Here is an 18,189-nt window from a genome sequence, read left to right on the forward strand (position 1 = left end):
CCCATGAGCGTTTTCACGGCGCTGCTGGTGTGGCTGGGCGGGGCGCAGACACAACTGTTGAAGCCTCACGATCGGGCCGGTTATACGGTGAGCGGCGCGGTAGTGGCCCTGTTCGCGGTCGTTTCCGGCACGGTCACCGCCATCGCCACGGGGGCCGCGGACTGGCCGTTGATCGCCGTCATCGGCGCGGCGCTGCTGGTGGCGGTGCTGATGGGGGCGGTAGCGCGGGCGCTGGCCACCGCCGCCACCCCCGCGCGCGATGGAAACCGCCGGGCGCGAGCCGAATTCGCGGGGCGCATCGCCGTCGCGGTGGGCGCGGGACTGCTGATCGCCGAATTGGCCTGCACCGTACTGTTCGGCGGCAGCGTGAACCGGGTGCTGGACGAAACCGCCCAGCGCGGAGTCGAATCCGCGCCGGTGGTGACGAACGCGCGCACCGCGCTGGACCAAGCGCGCGGCGACAAGAGCAGCCTGGAACAGCAGATCACCAAGGCGCAGAACGACGTCGACACCGCGCTGGTGATCGCGCGCTGCGAATACAACCCGGCCGGCAACTGCGCGCAGGTGCCGATCACCAATGTGCCGGGACGCGGGCCCGAGGAGCGCACCGCCAACCAGATGCTCGACGAAGCCCGCACCCGGCTGTCCGGTTTGCAGGGCAAGGTCGATGGGCTCGACACCAACGTCAAGGACAAGGAGAAGGCGCTCGCCACCGCGCGCGCCGACGCCTACACCGCCGGCGATCGCGGGCTCGGCGCCCGCTGGGTCGCCATGAACGACTACACCACAGGCCATTTCGGGCCGGCCGTGCTGCGCCTCGGCGTCGCGCTGCTGCTGATCACGCTGGCCCTGCTGCCGCTGCTGCTGCGCCGGTGGCGCGGTGAGACCTCGTTCGATCGCGAGATCGAGGTCCGCACCGAGACCGACCGCATCGACCAGGCCACCACCGCGGCCATCGCGCTCAAGCAGGCCGAGGTGCGGGTCGAGACCGAGGCGCTGCGCGCCGAACAACAGCTCACGGCAGCCAAGTTGGCCGCGCACGCCGATACCGCCATCGACCGGGAACAGCAGCGCCGCCGCATCATCGCCGCCATCGGCAATTTCGAGATCGGCATCACCGAGCCCGCCCAGCGCGCCGTGGCCGAATTCGACCGGGCCGCACAGCATGAACTACCGGCCGGAACGTCGGCCGGAGACCGAAAGGAAAGCTCCGTGTCCCAGGAGGGGATCGTGACACACACGCCGAACCTGCCCGCCCAGCTCGCCCCCGGCATGCTGGCCCCGGCGCAGCCCGGCGGAGCCCTCGTCCCGGCCGTGCCGGTGAGCCCCGCTCCCGCCCCCGCGAACAAGGGTGGCGGACTGGAACTCCCGATCATCGGCACCGTGCCGTTCACCGATACCGCCGCCCGCTGGATCCGGCCGCTGGTGCCGTCCTTCGTGGCCAATGCCATCGATACTGCGACGCATCCGCTGCGCACCGTGCGCCAGGCGTTCGAGGAAGCCGAGGAAATCACCTTCACACTGCGCCGCACCCGCAAGGTGACCGTCGACTCCCAGGATTCGGCGGCCCCGCAACAGCAGGTGTACGCGCCGCAGCCGCAATACGTTCCGCAACAGCAGTACGGCTACCAGCTGCCGCCCGGCTCCCCCCAGCACGTCTACGCCGAGCGCATGGCGGCCACGGTCAACCAGCCGTACCAGCAGTACCCCGCCTACGGCCAGCTCCAGCCCGGCCAGGTGGTCGAACCCGGTTACCCCCTCCCGCCCACCCCGCAGCAGGACGCCCTCGCCGGCCGCAACAACCCGGAACTGGAATACCGCGGCCCACGCGAACTCCCGCCCGGCAAGAAGGACTAGCCCGCAACGACCGTGGCCCGCAATGTTTCACGTAGAACACGGAAACATGCGGGCCACAGCCTTTTTCACAGCGCGCCCGTGGGAGCTCCCACTCCTGGGATCCTCAGGGGCAAGCCCCTGAAACCCCGAACCGAAAGGGGTGTGCCGCCGCCCGGGGAGAGGCCACATCAGGGGCCAGGCCACCGCCGGACCAGGGCACACCAGGGCACACCAGGGCACGGTGCCGCTCGACAAGGCCGGCGGTCAACCGGGCTCTGGATCAGGCTGCGGGATGGCGCTTGGTTGCGGCGCGGTAGGCGACCACTGCCGTGATCAGGAGGATCAGGGTGGTGCCGGTGGCCGCCAGGTGGATGCCGCTGACGAAGGCCGAGTGGGCCGAGTTCAGCAGTTCACCGGATGCGGGCTGGGACAGGCCCTTGGCGGTTTCGACCGCGCCGCCTAGGGATTCGCGAGCGGCGTCTACCCGGTCGGACGGGACATGGGTCAGGTCGAGGCCGTTGCGGAAGGCGGCCATGACGGCGCTGCCGAGGACTGCGACGCCCAGGGCGATGCCCATTTCCATGGCGGTTTCCGAGATGGCGGCGGCATTGCCGGCCCGCGCTTCGGGGGCGGTGCTCACGATCATGTCGGACGAAACCGTCAGCGCCACACCCTCACCGAGGCCGATGAGCAGGAAGCCGACGATGAACGGGGTCACCGAACCGGACGGATCCGTGGGCAGCAGCCAGTAGAGCGTCGCGCCCGTCGCCACCGTCACCAGGGAACCCGCGAGCACGGTGGCCGGACGCCACCAGCGCACCAACCAGGCCGCCACCAGCGCGCCGACCATCGAACCGATGGTGCCGGGGATCAACAGCAGGCCGGCTTCCAGCGGCGACTTACCGAGCACCAGCTGCAGGTACTGCGAACCGAAGAACAGCACGCCGGCCAGCGCGAACACCGACAGCAGGTTGGTGAACACGGCGGCCCGGAACTGCGGCAGCCGGAACAGGTCCAGGTCGATGAGCGGCGCCGCCAGACCCTGCTGACGGCGGATGAACACGTAACCGGACACCACGCCGACGCTCGCCGCGACGAGCAGGTTCAGGCTCGGGCCGTGGGCCGCGAACTCCTTGACCGCGTACACGATCGGGATCAGCGCCAGCATGGACAGCGCCGCGCTGGTCAGGTCGAAACGGCCCGGACTCGGGTCCCGCGATTCCGGCACCAGCAGCGGAGCCGCCAGCACCAGCACGGCCATGACCGGCAGGTTCACCAAAAACACGGAGCCCCACCAGAAGTGCTCCAGCATCCAGCCGCCGAGCAGCGGACCGAACGCCGCACCCGAGGCCGCCATCGCGCCCCACACCGAGATGGCGAGGGTGCGCTGGCGCGCGTTCCGGAACATCGACCGAATCAGGCCGAGGGTGGCAGGCATGAGCGTCGCACCCGCGACACCCTGCAGCACGCGGGCCGCGATGAGCATGGCCGGACTGATCGCCCAGGCGGCCAGCGCCGAGGCGACCGCGAACCCGATCGCGCCGATCAGCAACAACTTCCGCCGCCCGATGCGATCGCCGAGCGTGCCCATGGTGACCAGCAGACCGGCCAGCACGAACGAGTACACGTCGATGATCCACAGCAGCTGCGGCGTGGTGGGCGCGAGATCGGCGGTGATGGACGGGACCGCCAGATCGAGCACGGTGGCGTCCACAGAAATAAGGAGAAGCGCGAGCGCGAGCACGCCGAGTCCGGCCCAATCCCGCGGGCGCGCCTTGGGTGCGGCGGCGAGGTTGGCGGGGCGGTGCGGGGCGGTAGGTGCGTGGGTGTCCGCCGGGGTCGTGGTTCCGGACCGGGCGGTGGGTTGGGTGGTCATCGACTTTCTTTCTCAGAGTTGAACCGTCCAGACGGTACAGTAACACAATTAACCGTCCGGACGGTACAGCTGACCGCTGGCGGTACAGTTCCGAGATGTGACGACGACCCGGGAGAAGATCCTCGACGCGCTCGAGAACCTGCTGCTCGACAAAGGCATGTCCCAGGTGACGCTGGAGAACGTGGCCGCCAAGGCCGGGGTGTCGAAGGGCGGCCTGCTCTATCACTTCAAGAGCAAGGACGCGCTGCTGGCGGGACTGCTGCGCCGGGTCGGCGAACGCGCCGACGATCAGGTGAAAACCGCCCAGGAACAAGGGCGTTCGGTGGCCGAGTGGTATCTCCAGGCCCCGCATCCGGACGACAATGCCGACGCCGTCGAACTCGCGCTGTATCGCTCGATGCTCGCGGCCATGCGCACCATCGACGGGTCGCAGGACACCGGGCACGCCGAGACCGATCGCGCCTTCACCGAAATCCTGGCGTCCTGGCGCGCGCCGCTGGACCGCGAGATCCCGGACCCGGTCCAGGCCGAGATCGTGCAATTGGTCGGCGACGGCGTCTACCTGCGCGCTCTCATCGGCCTGCCGCCCATCGACCCGGAGTTGTACAAGCAGGTCGTCGCGCGCCTGCTCGCCCGCGACTCCTGACGCCCCCGAAAACAACGAGCGCCTGAATGGGCTGGTCAAGCTAGACTCGGCGGCGTGTTGCCAGCCGCCGCCGACTCTGTCGGTCCGCCGACCGGCTCGGTGGGGGAACCGATCGCAGATCCCGCGCCGGTGCCGTTCCGTCCATTGCAGCTCCGCGAACTGCTGGACCTGCCGTTCGGGTTGATCCAGACGCGGCTCAAGACGCTGCTGGCGTTGGCCGGTGTCGCCGCCACGGTGGCCGCGTTGCTCACCATCGGCGTGACCGTGCTGGTCGCCGCCGCCACCGACGAGTCCGATGCCGGAACCTTCTGGGGCGCGCTGCTCGCCGGGCTGTTGTGCGCCTGGGCCATGCGGATGTTCGTGCGCGGCGTGACGGTGCCGATCGTGCTGGCCGCGGTGCACGGTCAACCGCCGCTCACCTGGCGCGAGGCGCTGAATCGGCTTGCCGCGCAGGCGGGTCCGCTGTTCGCCTATTCGATCGTGTTCACCCTGGTCGCCCTCGGCGTGCTGACGCTCGGCGCCCCGCTCATGGTCACCTTCCCGATGGCCGTCATCTGGCTGGCCTGGTTGCGCGGGCGGCGCTTCACCACCGTGGTCGTCATCTTCGAGGAATCGGCCGCCTACCGCCGCGCCGCCGCCCGCGCGAAACTGCTTGCCGCCGGGTCGGAATGGCAGACCGTCGGCATCTGGCTCTATCACCGCTTCCTGCTGGCGCTGGTGATCGCGCTCCCGATCTTCACGCTGTGGGGTTTCCTGTCCGGCATCTTCGGCACCCATCGCTGGTCGGTCACCGTCGTTTTGATCTGCCTGGCCATGTGCGTGCTCGCGTTCGGCGAAGTGGTCGAGTCGGCGACCCGGGTGGTCGGTTATGTCGACCGCCGCTGCCGCCGCGAGGGCTGGGATATCGCCGTACCGGTGGAGGGCGCCCGGTGACCGAACCGACTACTCCCCCCGGCCAGTTCGCCGCCCCGACGCCCCCACCGCCCGCGCTCGGTCCCGCCGCCGCGCATCTGGCCGCCGCCGAGGCCGCCGCCCAGCGCGCCGAATTCGGTGTCGCGCTGCGGGAACGCTATCGGGCCGTCTCGCGCGGACTCGAGCAGCGCGGCGTACTCGAGGTGGAACCGGGCCGGACGGCGCAGGAGACCGCCCGCGCCGCGACCACCGCCATGCCCGCCGAGGCGGTCGAATTGCAGCCGGTGGCACACAGTTTCGACGAGATCGTCTACGGCGGACGCCCCGCCACCGAGGCCGAGTACCGGCGCTTGGAGCACGCCGACCGGTTCTCGATCGCGCCGCCGCCGAAGTCCGAACCGGTCGAGGTCGGCGCGGAGAAACGCAAGGCCCGCAAGCGCCGCCCGGCCCGCAAGGGCAAAGGCGACCGCGAGCCCGTCGAATGGCCCGCGCTGCTGCGGGATTGGCGTTTCTGGGCGGCCATCCTCGGCGCGCTGCTGCTGTTCCTTTTCATCTACGCGCTCATGCACATGAGCGCCCCGGATGTCCCCGACAAGCCGACGACGCCGCCGCCCAAACCGGAGACCCCGGACCAGCCCGATATCGACCCGGATTTCGGCGAGGGCGACGATTCCATCTTCGAAAGCCTGCCCGGCTGGCTGGCTTTCGGCGGCACCCAGTGGCTGCTGGTCTGGGTGATCGTCATCTGCTGGCGCGGCCGGCGACGCGGCGCGGTGGTCGGCGAACCCCGTCCGGTGGAGGCGCCCGCCAACGAATTGCTGACCGGGCAGGCCGGGCTGTATCGCAAATCCCGCGATCACGATCATGTGGCGGCGAAACTGCGGGCGGCCGCGCTGCGCCGCCTGCGGCCCGCGCTGCACGTGACCGCCGACGCCCCACCGGAACTGGTGGTCGCCGCCATCGCCGGTCGCACCGGCGCGGACCCCGGTTCGGTCCGCGCCGCTCTCTACGACCCGGTCGCCGACCGGGCCACGCTGGAACTCGTGGCCGCACAACTCGAATGGATCGAAGCGGAGGTCTTGTGACCCAGTCTCAGCCCCTGGACAAGCTGAACACCGAAAAGCTGGACACCAACCACTCCCCCACCACCCAGCAGGCGCAACAGGCGCTGCTGGCGTTGCGCGGGGAGATCGGCAAGGCGGTCGTCGGCAACGACCACGCCGTCATGTACCTGGTGCTGGCGCTGCTGTGCCGTGGGCACGTGCTGCTGGAAGGCGTTCCGGGCGTGGCCAAGACGCTGCTGGTGCGCGCGCTGGCCGAGGCTCTGGATCTGGAGCACGCGCGCATCCAGTTCACCCCGGACCTGATGCCCGGCGATGTCACCGGTTCGCAGATCTACGATCCGCATTCGGCCGAGTTCACCTTCCGGCGCGGACCGGTGTTCACCAATCTGCTGCTGGCCGACGAGATCAACCGCACGCCCCCGAAGACCCAGTCCTCGCTGCTGGAATCCATGGAGGAGCGGCAGGTTTCGGTGGACGGCGTGCCGCAGCCGCTGCCGGATCCGTTCGTGGTGATCGCCACCCAGAACCCGATCGAGCAGGAGGGCACCTATCCGCTGCCGGAGGCGCAGCTGGACCGGTTCCTGTTCAAGGTCGATATCCAATTGCCCGGCCGCGACGACGAATTCCGCATTCTGCAACGCCATGCCGCCGGTTTCGATCCGCGCGATCTGGCCGGGGCCGGCCTGCGCCCGGTGGCGAACGCGGCGCATCTGGCCGTCGCCCGCGCCGCCGTCGCCCAGGTGACGCTGAGCCCGGAAGTGCTGGCCTACATCGTGGATCTGTGCCGCGCCACCCGCACCTCCCCCGCCGTCGCGCACGGTGCGTCCACCCGCGGCGCGACCGCGCTGATGGCCGCCGCGCGCGCCTTCGCCTGGTTGAACGGACGCGGCTACGTCACCCCCGACGATGTGAAAGCCGTTGCGACGGCGGTGCTCCGGCATCGGCTGCACCTCAAGCCCGAGCACGAGGTGGAGGGCGTGACCGCCGAGGGCGTGATGGCGTCGCTGCTGCTGTCCGTCCCCGTTCCGGTCTAGACCGTGGTCGTCACCGGCCGGCTGGCGCTCACCGCCGCCGTCGTGGCCCTGCTCGTCACCCTGGTGCTGCCGTCCTGGATCGGGGTGGCGGCGGGGACGGCCCTGCTGGCGCTGCTGGTACTGGTCGATCTGGCGGCGATGGGATCGCCCGCCGCGCTGGAGTTCTCGCGCGAACCGATCACCACCGTGCGCTCGGGCCGCAGCATCGAAGTGGAACTGGTCGCGGTCAATACCGGCACGCGGGGCCTGCGCGGGCGGCTGTGGGACGACTGGCCCGCCAGCGCGCACGCCGATCGACGCGCCCATCGGCTGCGGCTGCCGCCCAACAGCAAGATCCGGCTGCACACCGAACTCACCCCCGCCTATCGCGGCGACCGGGTGGCGGGACCGGTGACGGTGCGGCTGTTCGGCCCGCTGGGCATGGCGGGCCGTCAGGTGCGCCGGGACGTTCCCGCCCGGCTGCGCGCACTGCCGCCGTTCCGCAGCGAGAAACTGCTGGCATCCAAGGTGAAGCAGTTGCAGCACCTGGAGGGCCGCAACACCACCATCCTGCGCGGGCAGGGCACCGAATTCGATTCCTTCCGTGAGTATGTGGCCGGGGACGACGTCCGCACCATCGACTGGCGGGCCACCGCGCGCGCCAAGGACGTGCTGGTGCGCACCTGGCGGCCGGAACGCAATCGGCACGTGGTCATGCTGATGGATACCGGCCGGGTGAGCGCGGGCCGGGTCGGCGACGGCACCCGCCTGGACGCCACCATCGAAGCGGCGCTGCTGCTCGGCGGGCTGGCGGCGGCGGGCGGCGATTCGGTGGATCTGCTGGCCTACGACCGCCGGGTCCGCACCGAGGTGCGCGGCATCGGCGGAAAACGCCTGCAGCTCAAGCTCATGCACGCGCTGGCCGGGATCACCCCGGAACTGGTGGACACCGACTATCGCGGTCTGCTGCGCGCCACTCTGCAACGCGCCCGCCGGCGCAGCCTGGTGGTGTGGTTCACGCACCTGGATGCCGCGATCGTGACCGAAGGGCTGATGCCGGTCCTCCCGGTGCTCACCGACCGGCACCGCGTGCTGGTCGTCTCCGTCACCGATCCGGAGGTGGCGGCCGCCGCCACCCGGCGCTCCGGGCTCGACGACCTCTACAACGCCGCCGCGGCGGAGAACATCATCGCCGAGCACGCGGTGGCCCGGGAAACCTTGCGCCGCATCGGCGTCCGCGTGATCGCGGCCGCGCCGGACCAGCTGCCGGGCGCCCTCGCCGACGAGTACCTGGAACTCAAGCAAACCGGCGCGCTCTGAGCCGGCGCTCCCCTTTGTGGGGGGGTGCCTTCGGGTCCGAGGATCAGGCCACGCGCTGGGGGAATCGAATGGGCGGGGCCGGGAGGTACTGCGGGACCGGGAGGGCCCGGCGCTGCCGTTCGGCGAGCACCGCGCCCAGGATGTGCAGGGGCGGATAGCCGTTCGGCGGCGGCACCCGCAGGCGCGCGCAGACGGTGAGGACCAGGGTGCGGCCCAGGTGGTCCTGGGCCGCGGGGGTCAGGGTGGGAAAGCGAATCAGGTAGCGGCGCACGGCGAGTGCGAGATCGTCGGGCAGGCCGGAGAGATCCAGCGAGCGCGCCCAGCCCGCCAGCCACGGCGGCGGGGCGGCCAGCGCGGCGAACGGAATGCGGCTGCGCTCGTGCACGACGACCGTGCCCGCGAGCGCGTCACCCACGCGGCGGGCGTTCGGGGAGCACAGCGAGGTGACGATGGCGACCAGTCCGGTGCCCAGCAGCCAGAAGTCGACGAGACCGGACAGCGCGCGGGTGATGGCGTGGCGGAAATCGACGGGCCCGCCGTCCGAGCGCACCACGCGCAGGCCGAACGCCATCTTGCCGAGCGACCTTCCGCTGGACAGGGTTTCGAAGACGGCCGGATATCCGATCAGCGCGAAGGCCACGCACACCACCCCGGCCGCGCTGCGCCACGCGTCGTCGGCGCCCCACCATTCCAGTAGTCCCTGGGTGAGCAGCACCAGGAGGAACCCGCCGATCAACTGCGTCAGCGCGTCGAGCAGGAACGCCGCGCCCCGGGTCGGGATGCGCGCGATCGGCAGCTCGACGGCGACGGCCTCGCCGGTGGTGAAAAGCGCCATGCTGGTTCGTCCCGTGAACTTGTCGGATTACCTGGCTAGCATTCTTTCAGCTGTAGCGCAGGAGGGCACCCTATGGATCTGGACGCGTACACGTTCGTGCACAAACCGGCCTGGGACCGACTCCAGCTGCTGGCGACCCGGCGTAAGCGCCTGTCCGGCGCGGAGGCCGACGAACTGGTGCGGTTGTATCGCCTCGCCTCGCAACAGCTGGCCGGTTTGCAGGCGCGGTCGGCGGATCCGGATCTGATCGCGGGACTGTCGGTGGTGCTGACCCGGGCGCGCGGCCGGGTACTGGGCGCGCGGGTGGACACGGCCGCCGAGATCGGCCGGTTCTTCACCGTGCGGTTCCCGGCGGCGCTGTATCGCTCGTGGCCGTGGTGGGTGTCGGTGGCGGCGGTGTTCCTGCTCACATCGACGGCGATGGGCTGGTGGGTGGCCGTATCCGAGTCGGCGCGCAGACATCTGGGCATCGATGCCGACAACACCGCGCTGACCCGGCCCGGCGGCGAGTTCGAGAACTACTACTCCGAACATCCGCACGACGCGTTCGCCGCCAAGGTGTGGACCAACAATGCGGGGGTGGCCGCGGCCGCCCTCTTCACCGGCGTGCTCATCCTGCCCGCGCTCTACGTGCTGTTCATGAACGCGATGAGCGTGGGCGTGAGCGGCGGGCTGATGGCCGAGGCCGGACGCCTGGACGCCTTCTTCGGTTTCATCCTGCCGCACGGAATGCTGGAGCTGACCGCCATTTTCGTGGCCGGCGGCGCGGGCCTGAAGCTGGGCTGGACGCTGATCGATCCGGGCCGCGAATCCCGGCCGCAGGCGATGGCCCGGCAGGGGCGGGCCACCGCGGTGATCGCGCTGGGCCTGGTGCTGGTGCTGCTGGTGTCGGGTTTCATCGAGGGCTTCGTGACGCCCAGCGGATTGCCGACGGCGGTGCGGATCGGGATCGGCGCGCTCGCCGAGATCGCTTTCCTGGCCTATGTGTTCGGTCACGGCCGGCGGGTGGTGCTGGATCAGGAGGCCGAGGCGGCCGGGGAAGCGGTGGAGCACATGCCGAGTTACTCGGCGCAGGGGCACCCGGAAGTGGTTGCGGTAGGGGCGACTTCGTAGTCACCGGCAACCCGGGATTTGATTTCCACTGGCCGCAGCGAGTCCGGCTCAGCTGCGGCCAGCGTTGCCGACGACTCTACACAATCGTTATGGCTACGCAACCTCCGACTTGCCGCCCGGGCGTATAACGCGACCAGGCGAAACACGCCGTCCCCGTGGGCAACACGCCACGATCGCTAATTGTCGGCATCCGCTTTGCGGGCGGTCTGCGGAAGCTCTGAAAACCTTCCGCTCGGCAGTATTCGAGCGCCCGTTTCGACCCCTTGCACGGAACTCGTCCAGACCCCTGCCGGACGGTTTGCCGAAAACTCGCGAGATTGCCGTCCATGATCGGTTCAACCCGCGTTCAACTGGCGTTTCGCCCCAGCTGGCGACCTTTGCCTAGCGGTCGCCGACAGCCAAACAAACTCGAAGTTTGTTTAACCTAGATTTGCCTAAACTCGCATCAGGCATAACTGGATGAAAATCGGGCGCATACCCCACCCGATACCTTCCGGCAATCAATTTTCACCCCGCCGAGACCGCTTCCGGGACCTTCGGCAACCGCCTTCCCGGCAGGTTCGGCAGCGCCCCTGAGATCCTCGTCACAAAAGGTTTCACCTGCGGTTTCGCATCGGAAACCGCTTGGCGCGCAGTCCCACTCAGCGGACCCGCCCGGCCGGGCCCTCGGAACGTTCCCGGAAACGACAGAAGACCCGGTCCGAAAGGACCGGGTCTTCTGTCTTGTGGGCGAAGGGGGACTTGAACCCCCACGTCCTTACGGACACTGGCACCTGAAGCCAGCGCGTCTGCCATTCCGCCACTCGCCCGAGCGACTTAAGAAACGTATCACGGGGTATCCACCAAAACGAAATCGCCTGGTTATCGACGGTGCGAGCAGTGGATCGCACCCCGGGAACCCGGAGCGGTCTTCAAGAGTTACAGGTGTGGACGATCGTGGATATCATGCAATCACCGTGTCCCTACGGCGACACGCCACGTTCGCGTGTCGGTGTTCCGGGGGCACACTGAGCACAACACCGCGCGATCCACGGCGTCACACCACCACCACGACACGACGCACGCTCACATAGGGAGCGTCGAGACCCGAGAGGAGGGGCGATGGGTATCGTTTCGCGATTCGAACGTCGCCTCCAGGGTGCCGTGGGTGACGTCTTCGCCCGGGTGTTCGGCGGCAGTGTGGTCGCCGCGGAGGTCGAAGCGGCCTTGCAGCGCGAAGCCGCCGACCACATCGAAGATCTCGGCGGCGGTCATCTCCTGGCCCCGAACAGCTATGTGATCACGGTCAACGAGTCGGATCTGGGCAAGCTCGTCCAGGGTGACGGACAGGCTGATCACGACCTCGCCATCCGCGCTTTCGCCAAACATCTACAGGACTACATCCGCGACCAAGGGTGGCAGACCTACGGCGAAGTGCACGTGGAGTTCGAGGCATCACCTACGCTGCACACCGGACAGTTCAGGACACGCGGTCGCGTCGACCCCGACGCAGCCGGCAGGGCAAGCCCGGCACGCAGACCTGAACGCCCACAACGAACCGACCCGCAACCAGGAGCTGGCCCCATGACGCAGAACTCAGGCTACGACCCAAGCCGTGAGCCCGCGGAGTCCGATCCCCGAAACCGCGGGTACGCGCCGCCGCCGGCGAGCCGTGGACAGCAGCAGGGCTACGACCAATACGGCCGTGGCGGCTCGCAGTACCCGGAGCAGGGCGGCTACGGCGGCTCGGAGCAACAGGGCTACAGCGACTACCAGAACGGTTACGACTACAACCAGCAGGGCGGCGCCGGTTACGGCGGCGGCCAGCAGGGTGGTTACGCCGATCAGGGCTACGGCCAGCAGGGCGGCTACGGCGACCAGCAGGCGTACGGGCAGCAGCCCGGCTACGGCCAGCAGGGTTACGAGCAGCAGCCCGGCTACGGCCAGCCCGGGTACGACCAGGGCTACGCCGACCAGCAGGGCTACGGCCAGCAGGGTTACGCCGATCAGCAGGGCTACGCCGACCCGGGTTACGGACAGCAGCCGGGCTACGGCCAGCAGCAGCCCGGGTACGACCAGGGTTACGGCGACCAGCAGGGCTACGGCCAGCAGGGCGGCTACGGCGGTCAGTACCCCGAGCAGGGCGGTTACGCCGACGATCAGGGGTACGGACAGCAGCCGGGTTACGGCCAGCAGGGCGGCGGCTACGCGCCCGCGCGCGGCGGCTCCAGCTACTCGGCCACCCTGCAGCTGGACGACGGCTCGGGCCGCACCTACCAGTTGCGCGAAGGTTCCAACATCATCGGTCGCGGTCAGGACGCGCACTTCCGCCTGCCCGACACCGGAGTTTCCCGGCGGCACATCGAAGTTCGCTGGGACGGCCAGACCGCGATGCTCTCGGACCTCGGTTCGACCAATGGCACGCTGGTCAACGGGTCGCCCGTCCAGGATTGGCAGCTGGCCGACGGGGATGTCATCCGCGCCGGGCATTCCGAGATCCTGATCCGGATCGTCTGATCCCGTAAGCTCGCGATGCAGGTCACGATATGGCTGACATTTCCTCGGTCGTATCGTGATCGCAACCGGTCGTCGGCCCTATGATGCTGCCAATACTCGCGGCGGAAACCCGAGCACAACACCGGTTGGGGGTCGGCGAGCCGTACCTACGACACGGTCCAACAGGAGGTGGAGCACCGTGCAGGGATTGATCCTGCAACTGACGCGCGCGGGGTTCCTGCTGCTGCTGTGGCTGTTCGTGTGGGCGGTGCTCCGTACCTTGCGCAGCGATATCTACGCGGCTTCCGGTCTCCGGGTCGCGCCGCGGGCCGCAGGCGGTTCCGCGGTGCTCCCGTCTTTCCGCCGGGGCCAGAAGGGCGCCAAATATCTCGTGGTGACTCAGGGTTCACTCGCCGGCACTCGCATCTCACTCGGCTCGCAGCCGGTGCTGATCGGGCGCGCGGACGACTCCACACTGGTCCTCACCGACGACTACGCATCCACCCGCCACGCGCGCCTGTCGCCGCGTGGGGAGGACTGGTACGTCGAGGATCTCGGTTCCACCAATGGGACCTACCTCGACCGGTCGAAGGTCACCACCCCGGTCCGAGTCCCGCTCGGTACCCCTGTCCGTGTCGGTAAGACAGTGATCGAGCTGCGATCGTGACACTTGTTCTCCGCTACGCAGCGCGTAGCGACCGCGGTCTCGTCCGAGCCAACAACGAGGACTCCGTCTACGCCGGTGCGCGGCTGCTCGCGCTCGCGGACGGCATGGGCGGCCACGCCGCCGGTGAAGTCGCCTCGCAGTTGATGATCGCGGCGCTGGCCCATCTCGACGACGACGAACCGGGCGACGATCTGCTCGGCAAGCTGGATCGCGCTGTCCACGAAGGCAATGCGTCCATCGCCGACCAGGTCGAGGAAGAGCCCGAACTGGACGGCATGGGCACCACGCTCACCGCCATCCTGTTCGCGGGCCGCAAACTCGGCCTGGCGCATATCGGCGACTCCCGCGCCTACATGCTCCGCAACGGCGAGCTCACCCAGATCACCCGCGACGACACCTTCGTGCAGTCGCTGGTCGACGAGGGGCGGATCACGCCGGAGCAGGCCCACACCCATCCGCAACGCTCGCTCATCATGCGCGCGCTCACCGGCAACGAGATCGAGCCGACCCTGGTCGTGCGCGAAGCCCGGGCCGGGGACCGCTACCTGCTGTGCTCGGACGGCCTGTCCGATGTGGTGAGCGACGAGACCATCGCCAACACCCTGCGCGAGGGCAGCACCGACGAGTCGGCGGACCGGCTCATCGAATTGGCTTTGCGCAGTGGCGGTCCCGACAATGTCACCGTCGTCGTCGCCGACGTCATCGATCTGGATTACGGGCAGTCGCATCCGATCGTGGCGGGCGCGGCCTCCGGCCAGGACGAGGACACGCCGCCGCCGAACACCGCCGCCGGCCGGGCCGCCGCCATGCGCCCGCCGCGCGCCGCACCGCGCAGACAGGTGCAGCCGGCCGAGCCCGAACCGCCCAAGAAGAGTCACAAGGTGCGCTGGATCGCACTCTCGGTGGCGCTGCTGGTGGCCATCGGCGCGGGATTGACGGTCGGCTACAACATGATTCGCAGCAACTACTACGTGGGCGCCGAGAGCGGCAAGGTGGTGATCCTGCGCGGCCTGCCCGGTTCGGTACTGGGCTATTCGATCCGCGATGTGGACCAGATCGGCTGCGTCACCAAGACCGGTGAACTCACCCTGGTCGCGCCCGGCACCTCCTTCCCGGGCGGTTGCGCCGAACTCAAACTCACCGATCTGCGCCCCAGCGGCCGCGATTCGGTCGACAAGGGCCTGCCGCCGGGCTCGCGCGAGGAAGCCGTCAAGCAGATGCGCGCGCTCGCCGAGAAGGAACTGCTGCCGGTGTGCGACAAGCAGGCCGGCCAGCAGCCGACCAACCCCACCGGCACCACCGGCACGGGTCAGCAGCCCACCGCCACCACCACGCCGGCGGCCCCGACCAGCACCGCGCCCGACGGGACCACGCCCGTGCCCGGGGGTGAGAAGCCGCTGTCTCCGGCCAAGTCCGATCAGCCCACCCCGCCGGTCACCACCACGACCGCACCGCAGACCCCGGGGCAGAACTGCAGGTGGACGGACTGATGTCCGCCCCGCCACCGCCGTCCGCTGGGGCTTTTCCCAGTCCCCCGGGCGGATTCGCTCCCGCGCCACCGCCGTCCACCCGGCGGAACGTGGAACTGCTGCTGCTGGGTTTGGCGGCGCTGATCACCACGGTGTCGCTGGTGCTGGTGGAGGCCAGCCAGGAACAGTCCATCACCTGGGACATCGCCAAACTCGGGGCGGCCTATCTGGCGCTGTTCGGGGTGGCGCACCTGGCGGTGCGGCGCTTCGCACCCTTCGCGGACCCGCTCCTACTACCGATCGTGGCGCTGCTCAACGGACTCGGGCTGGTGCTGATCCATCGCCTGGACCTGGCCGAGAAGCAGGATGCGATCTTCGCTTCCAAGCCCATCCCCTCCCCCGATGCCAATCAGCAGGTGCTGTGGACGGGGTTGGGGATGGTGGTTTTCATGGGCCTGTTGATCGTGCTGCGTGATTACCGCACCCTGGCCCGCTACGCCTACACGCTCGGACTCGTCGGTCTGGTCGCGCTGGCCGTGCCCGCGTTGCTGCCCAGCGGCTTCTCCGAGGTGAACGGCGCCAAGATCTGGATCCGGTTGCCGGGCTTCAGCGTTCAGCCCGGCGAGTTCGCGAAGATCCTGCTGATCATATTTTTCGCCGGGGTGCTGGTCGCCAAGCGTGACCTGTTCACCGCCGCCGGCAAGCACGTCTTCGGGATGGAACTGCCGCGCGCCCGCGATATGGGCCCGATCCTGGCGGTCTGGGTGGTGTGCGTCGGCGTGCTGGTGCTGGAGAAGGACCTCGGCACCTCGCTGCTGATCTTCGCCACCGTGCTGGTCATGTTGTACATCGCGACCGAGCGGGTGGGCTGGGTGGCCATCGGCCTGGTACTGCTCGGCATCGGATTCGTGTTCGCGTACCAGATGTTCGGGCACGTGCGGGTGCGCGTGGAGACCTGGCTGCACCCCTTCGACGACTTCAACAACACCGGTTACCAGATCTCGCAGTCGCTGTTCGGTTTGGCGACAGGCGGATTGGCGGGCACCGGACTCGGCAGCGGCCGGCCCTCGCAGGTGCCGTTCGCCAAGACCGACTTCATCATCACCACCATCGGCGAGGAGCTGGGCCTGATCGGGCTGGCCGCGGTGCTGATGCTGTTCACCATCTTCATCGTGCGCGGGCTGCGCACCGCGCTGGCCATTCGCGACAGCTTCGGCAAGCTGCTGGCCGCGGGCCTGGCCTTCACCATCGCCATCCAGTTGTTCGTGGTGGTCGGCGGCGTCACCAAGCTGATCCCGCTGACCGGCCTCACCACTCCCTTCGTCTCCTACGGTGGTTCGTCGCTGCTGGCCAACTACGCGCTGCTGGCCCTGTTGATCAAGATTTCGGACGCGGCCCGCGCGCCCATTCCGGCCCGGAAGCGAGTGGCGGAGCCGATCGCCGACGCGCCGACCGAAATGGTGCGCCGGCCCAAGGGGGGAGTCGCGTGAACACGCCGCTGCGCCGCGTCGCCATGGCCGTCATGGTGATGGTCGTCGCCCTACTGGCCAATGCCACCTACGTGCAGGTCTACAAGGCCGACGAACTGCGCAGCGACTCCCGCAACCGCCGGGTGCTGCTGGACGAGTACGCCCGCCAGCGCGGCCAGATCTCCGCGCAGGGCACCGTGCTCGCGAGTTCCGTCGAGACCGACGACCGCTACAAGTACCTGCGCACCTACCCGACCGATCCCTTCGCCTACGCGAACGTGACCGGCTTCTACTCGATGAACTACGGCAGCAACGGGATCGAGCGGGCCGAGGACTCGGTGCTCAACGGCTCCGACAATCAGCTGTTCGGGCGCCGGCTCATCGACATGATCTCCGGCCGGGATCCGCGCGGCGGCAATGTGATCACCACCATCAACCCGGTCATGCAGAAGGTCGCCTACGAGCAGCTGACGGCGAAGGGCTACACCGGTTCGGTGGTGGCCATCGAGCCGAGCACCGGGCGCATCCTGACCATGGTGTCCACGCCGTCCTACGATCCGAACCTGCTGGCCAGCCATGACGCCGCCACCGAGAAGCAGGCGTACACCTCGCTGGCCAACGATCCGAACGAGCCGATGATGAATCGCGCGGTGTCGCGGACCTATCCGCCCGGCTCGACCTTCAAGGTGGTGGTGACCGCCGCGGCGCTGTCCAACGGCATCGCCAAACCGGACGACCAGCTCACCGCAGCTTCCCGAATCACCTTGCCGGGCACCGAGACCACCCTCGAGAACTACAACGGCAGCCACTGCGGGCCGGGCGACGGGCCGACCGCATCGCTCACCGAGGCGTTCAAGTACTCGTGTAACACCGCTTTCGTGGACCTCGGTATCAAGGTGGGGGCGGCGAAACTCAAGGACGAGGCGGCCGCGTTCGGCATCGGCGAGCATCCCTCCATTCCGATTCCCTGGGCCAACAGCACGGTCGGCACCATCGGCGACAACGCGGCCCTGGGACAGAGCAGCATCGGGCAGCGGGATGTGGCCATCACGCCGCTGGACAACGCGGTCATCGCGGCCACCGTCGCCAATGGCGGGGTGCGCATGCAGCCGCACCTGGTGGATCAGCTGACGGCCCCCGATCTGAGCACGCTCGAGACCGTCAAGCCGATGTCGGTCGGGCAGGCGGTCAGTGCCCAGGTCGCGTCCCAGCTGACCGCGCTGATGATCGAATCGGAGAAGAACACGCAGGGCGGCACCGCGCCGCGCTCCTACCAGATCGCGTCGAAAACCGGGACCGCCGAACATGGTTCGGACCCGCGCAACACCCCGCCGCACGCCTGGTACATCGCCTTCGCGCCGGCACAGAACCCGAAGATCGCGATCGCGGTCATCGTCGAGAACGGCGGTGACCGGGCGCTGGCCGCCACCGGTGGCTCGGTGGCCGCGCCGGTCGCGCGCGCGGTGCTCGATGCCGGACTGGGGGGCTGAACGA

At 69.0% G+C, this 18,189-nt stretch carries 14 protein-coding genes and 1 tRNA gene; 12 read left to right on the forward strand and 3 right to left on the reverse strand.

What is annotated here, in order from left to right:
• Nucleotides 1-3 precede the first annotated feature (3 nt).
• A complete protein-coding gene (locus LTV02_RS31325) occupies nucleotides 4-1,857 on the forward strand; it encodes a DUF4407 domain-containing protein (RefSeq protein ID WP_233035335.1) in 1,854 nt (617 codons plus the stop codon).
• Between the two features lie 259 nt (nucleotides 1,858-2,116).
• Here LTV02_RS31325 and LTV02_RS31330 read toward each other — a convergent pair whose 3' ends face one another.
• On the reverse strand, nucleotides 2,117-3,712 hold the full coding sequence (locus LTV02_RS31330; RefSeq protein WP_233035336.1) for an MFS transporter: 1,596 nt from the start codon (nucleotides 3,710-3,712) through the stop codon (nucleotides 2,117-2,119).
• Between the two features lie 157 nt (nucleotides 3,713-3,869).
• On the opposite strand from LTV02_RS31330, the gene LTV02_RS31335 reads away from it, so the two are divergent.
• Genes LTV02_RS31335 through LTV02_RS31355 form a run of 5 tightly spaced genes read left to right on the forward strand, consistent with a single transcriptional unit; the run spans nucleotide 3,870 to nucleotide 8,667 of the window.
• Nucleotides 3,870-4,358, forward strand: coding sequence for a TetR/AcrR family transcriptional regulator (locus tag LTV02_RS31335; protein WP_084535326.1), 489 nt, complete (start codon nucleotides 3,870-3,872; stop codon nucleotides 4,356-4,358).
• Nucleotides 4,359-4,412: 54 nt separating this feature from the next.
• Nucleotides 4,413-5,291 carry a hypothetical protein gene (locus LTV02_RS31340; protein ID WP_233035337.1) on the forward strand — a complete coding sequence of 293 codons (879 nt, stop codon included), beginning with the start codon at nucleotides 4,413-4,415 and terminating at the stop codon, nucleotides 5,289-5,291.
• Nucleotides 5,288-6,355, forward strand: a complete 1,068-nt coding sequence (locus LTV02_RS31345) for a DUF4129 domain-containing protein (RefSeq protein ID WP_233035338.1) — start codon at nucleotides 5,288-5,290, stop codon at nucleotides 6,353-6,355. The genes LTV02_RS31340 and LTV02_RS31345 overlap by 4 nt, the downstream gene beginning before the upstream one ends.
• Before the next feature lie 38 nt (nucleotides 6,356-6,393).
• Nucleotides 6,394-7,368 (forward strand): AAA family ATPase, encoded by a 975-nt coding sequence (locus LTV02_RS31350; protein WP_267888444.1) that lies wholly within the window; start codon nucleotides 6,394-6,396, stop codon nucleotides 7,366-7,368.
• A 3-nt stretch (nucleotides 7,369-7,371) separates the two neighbouring features.
• Nucleotides 7,372-8,667, forward strand: coding sequence for a DUF58 domain-containing protein (locus tag LTV02_RS31355; RefSeq protein ID WP_233035339.1), 1,296 nt, complete (start codon nucleotides 7,372-7,374; stop codon nucleotides 8,665-8,667).
• A gap of 43 nt (nucleotides 8,668-8,710) precedes the next feature.
• Here LTV02_RS31355 and LTV02_RS31360 read toward each other — a convergent pair whose 3' ends face one another.
• Nucleotides 8,711-9,502: an RDD family protein gene (locus tag LTV02_RS31360; RefSeq protein ID WP_233035340.1), complete on the reverse strand. Its 792-nt coding sequence runs from the start codon at nucleotides 9,500-9,502 to the stop codon at nucleotides 8,711-8,713.
• Nucleotides 9,503-9,574: 72 nt separating this feature from the next.
• On the opposite strand from LTV02_RS31360, the gene LTV02_RS31365 reads away from it, so the two are divergent.
• Nucleotides 9,575-10,615, forward strand: coding sequence for a stage II sporulation protein M (locus tag LTV02_RS31365; protein ID WP_233035341.1), 1,041 nt, complete (start codon nucleotides 9,575-9,577; stop codon nucleotides 10,613-10,615).
• A 726-nt stretch (nucleotides 10,616-11,341) separates the two neighbouring features.
• On the opposite strand, the gene LTV02_RS31370 is transcribed toward LTV02_RS31365, so the two are convergent.
• Nucleotides 11,342-11,424: transfer RNA gene (locus LTV02_RS31370), tRNA-Leu, on the reverse strand.
• Between the two features lie 292 nt (nucleotides 11,425-11,716).
• Here LTV02_RS31370 and LTV02_RS31375 point away from each other — a divergent pair.
• The 5 genes from LTV02_RS31375 (at nucleotide 11,717) to LTV02_RS31395 (ending at nucleotide 18,185) form a co-directional block, all read left to right on the forward strand.
• A complete protein-coding gene (locus tag LTV02_RS31375; RefSeq protein ID WP_233035342.1) occupies nucleotides 11,717-13,111 on the forward strand; it encodes a DUF3662 and FHA domain-containing protein in 1,395 nt (464 codons plus the stop codon).
• Between the two features lie 178 nt (nucleotides 13,112-13,289).
• Complete coding sequence (locus LTV02_RS31380) at nucleotides 13,290-13,757, forward strand: FHA domain-containing protein FhaB/FipA (RefSeq protein WP_040802230.1); 468 nt, start codon at nucleotides 13,290-13,292, stop codon at nucleotides 13,755-13,757.
• On the forward strand, nucleotides 13,754-15,247 hold the full coding sequence (locus tag LTV02_RS31385) for a PP2C family protein-serine/threonine phosphatase (RefSeq protein WP_233035343.1): 1,494 nt from the start codon (nucleotides 13,754-13,756) through the stop codon (nucleotides 15,245-15,247). The genes LTV02_RS31380 and LTV02_RS31385 overlap by 4 nt, the downstream gene beginning before the upstream one ends.
• Nucleotides 15,247-16,716: an FtsW/RodA/SpoVE family cell cycle protein gene (locus LTV02_RS31390; protein WP_067718329.1), complete on the forward strand. Its 1,470-nt coding sequence runs from the start codon at nucleotides 15,247-15,249 to the stop codon at nucleotides 16,714-16,716. The genes LTV02_RS31385 and LTV02_RS31390 overlap by 1 nt, the downstream gene beginning before the upstream one ends.
• The gene (locus tag LTV02_RS31395) at nucleotides 16,713-18,185 is read left to right on the forward strand and encodes a peptidoglycan D,D-transpeptidase FtsI family protein (RefSeq protein WP_067717889.1); all 1,473 of its coding nucleotides are present in this window, start codon (nucleotides 16,713-16,715) and stop codon (nucleotides 18,183-18,185) included. The genes LTV02_RS31390 and LTV02_RS31395 overlap by 4 nt, the downstream gene beginning before the upstream one ends.
• The last annotated feature ends 4 nt before the right edge of the window (nucleotides 18,186-18,189 follow it).

It is taken from the genome of Nocardia yamanashiensis, assembly GCF_021183565.1.
In the GTDB taxonomy this organism is placed as follows: domain Bacteria; phylum Actinomycetota; class Actinomycetes; order Mycobacteriales; family Mycobacteriaceae; genus Nocardia; species Nocardia yamanashiensis.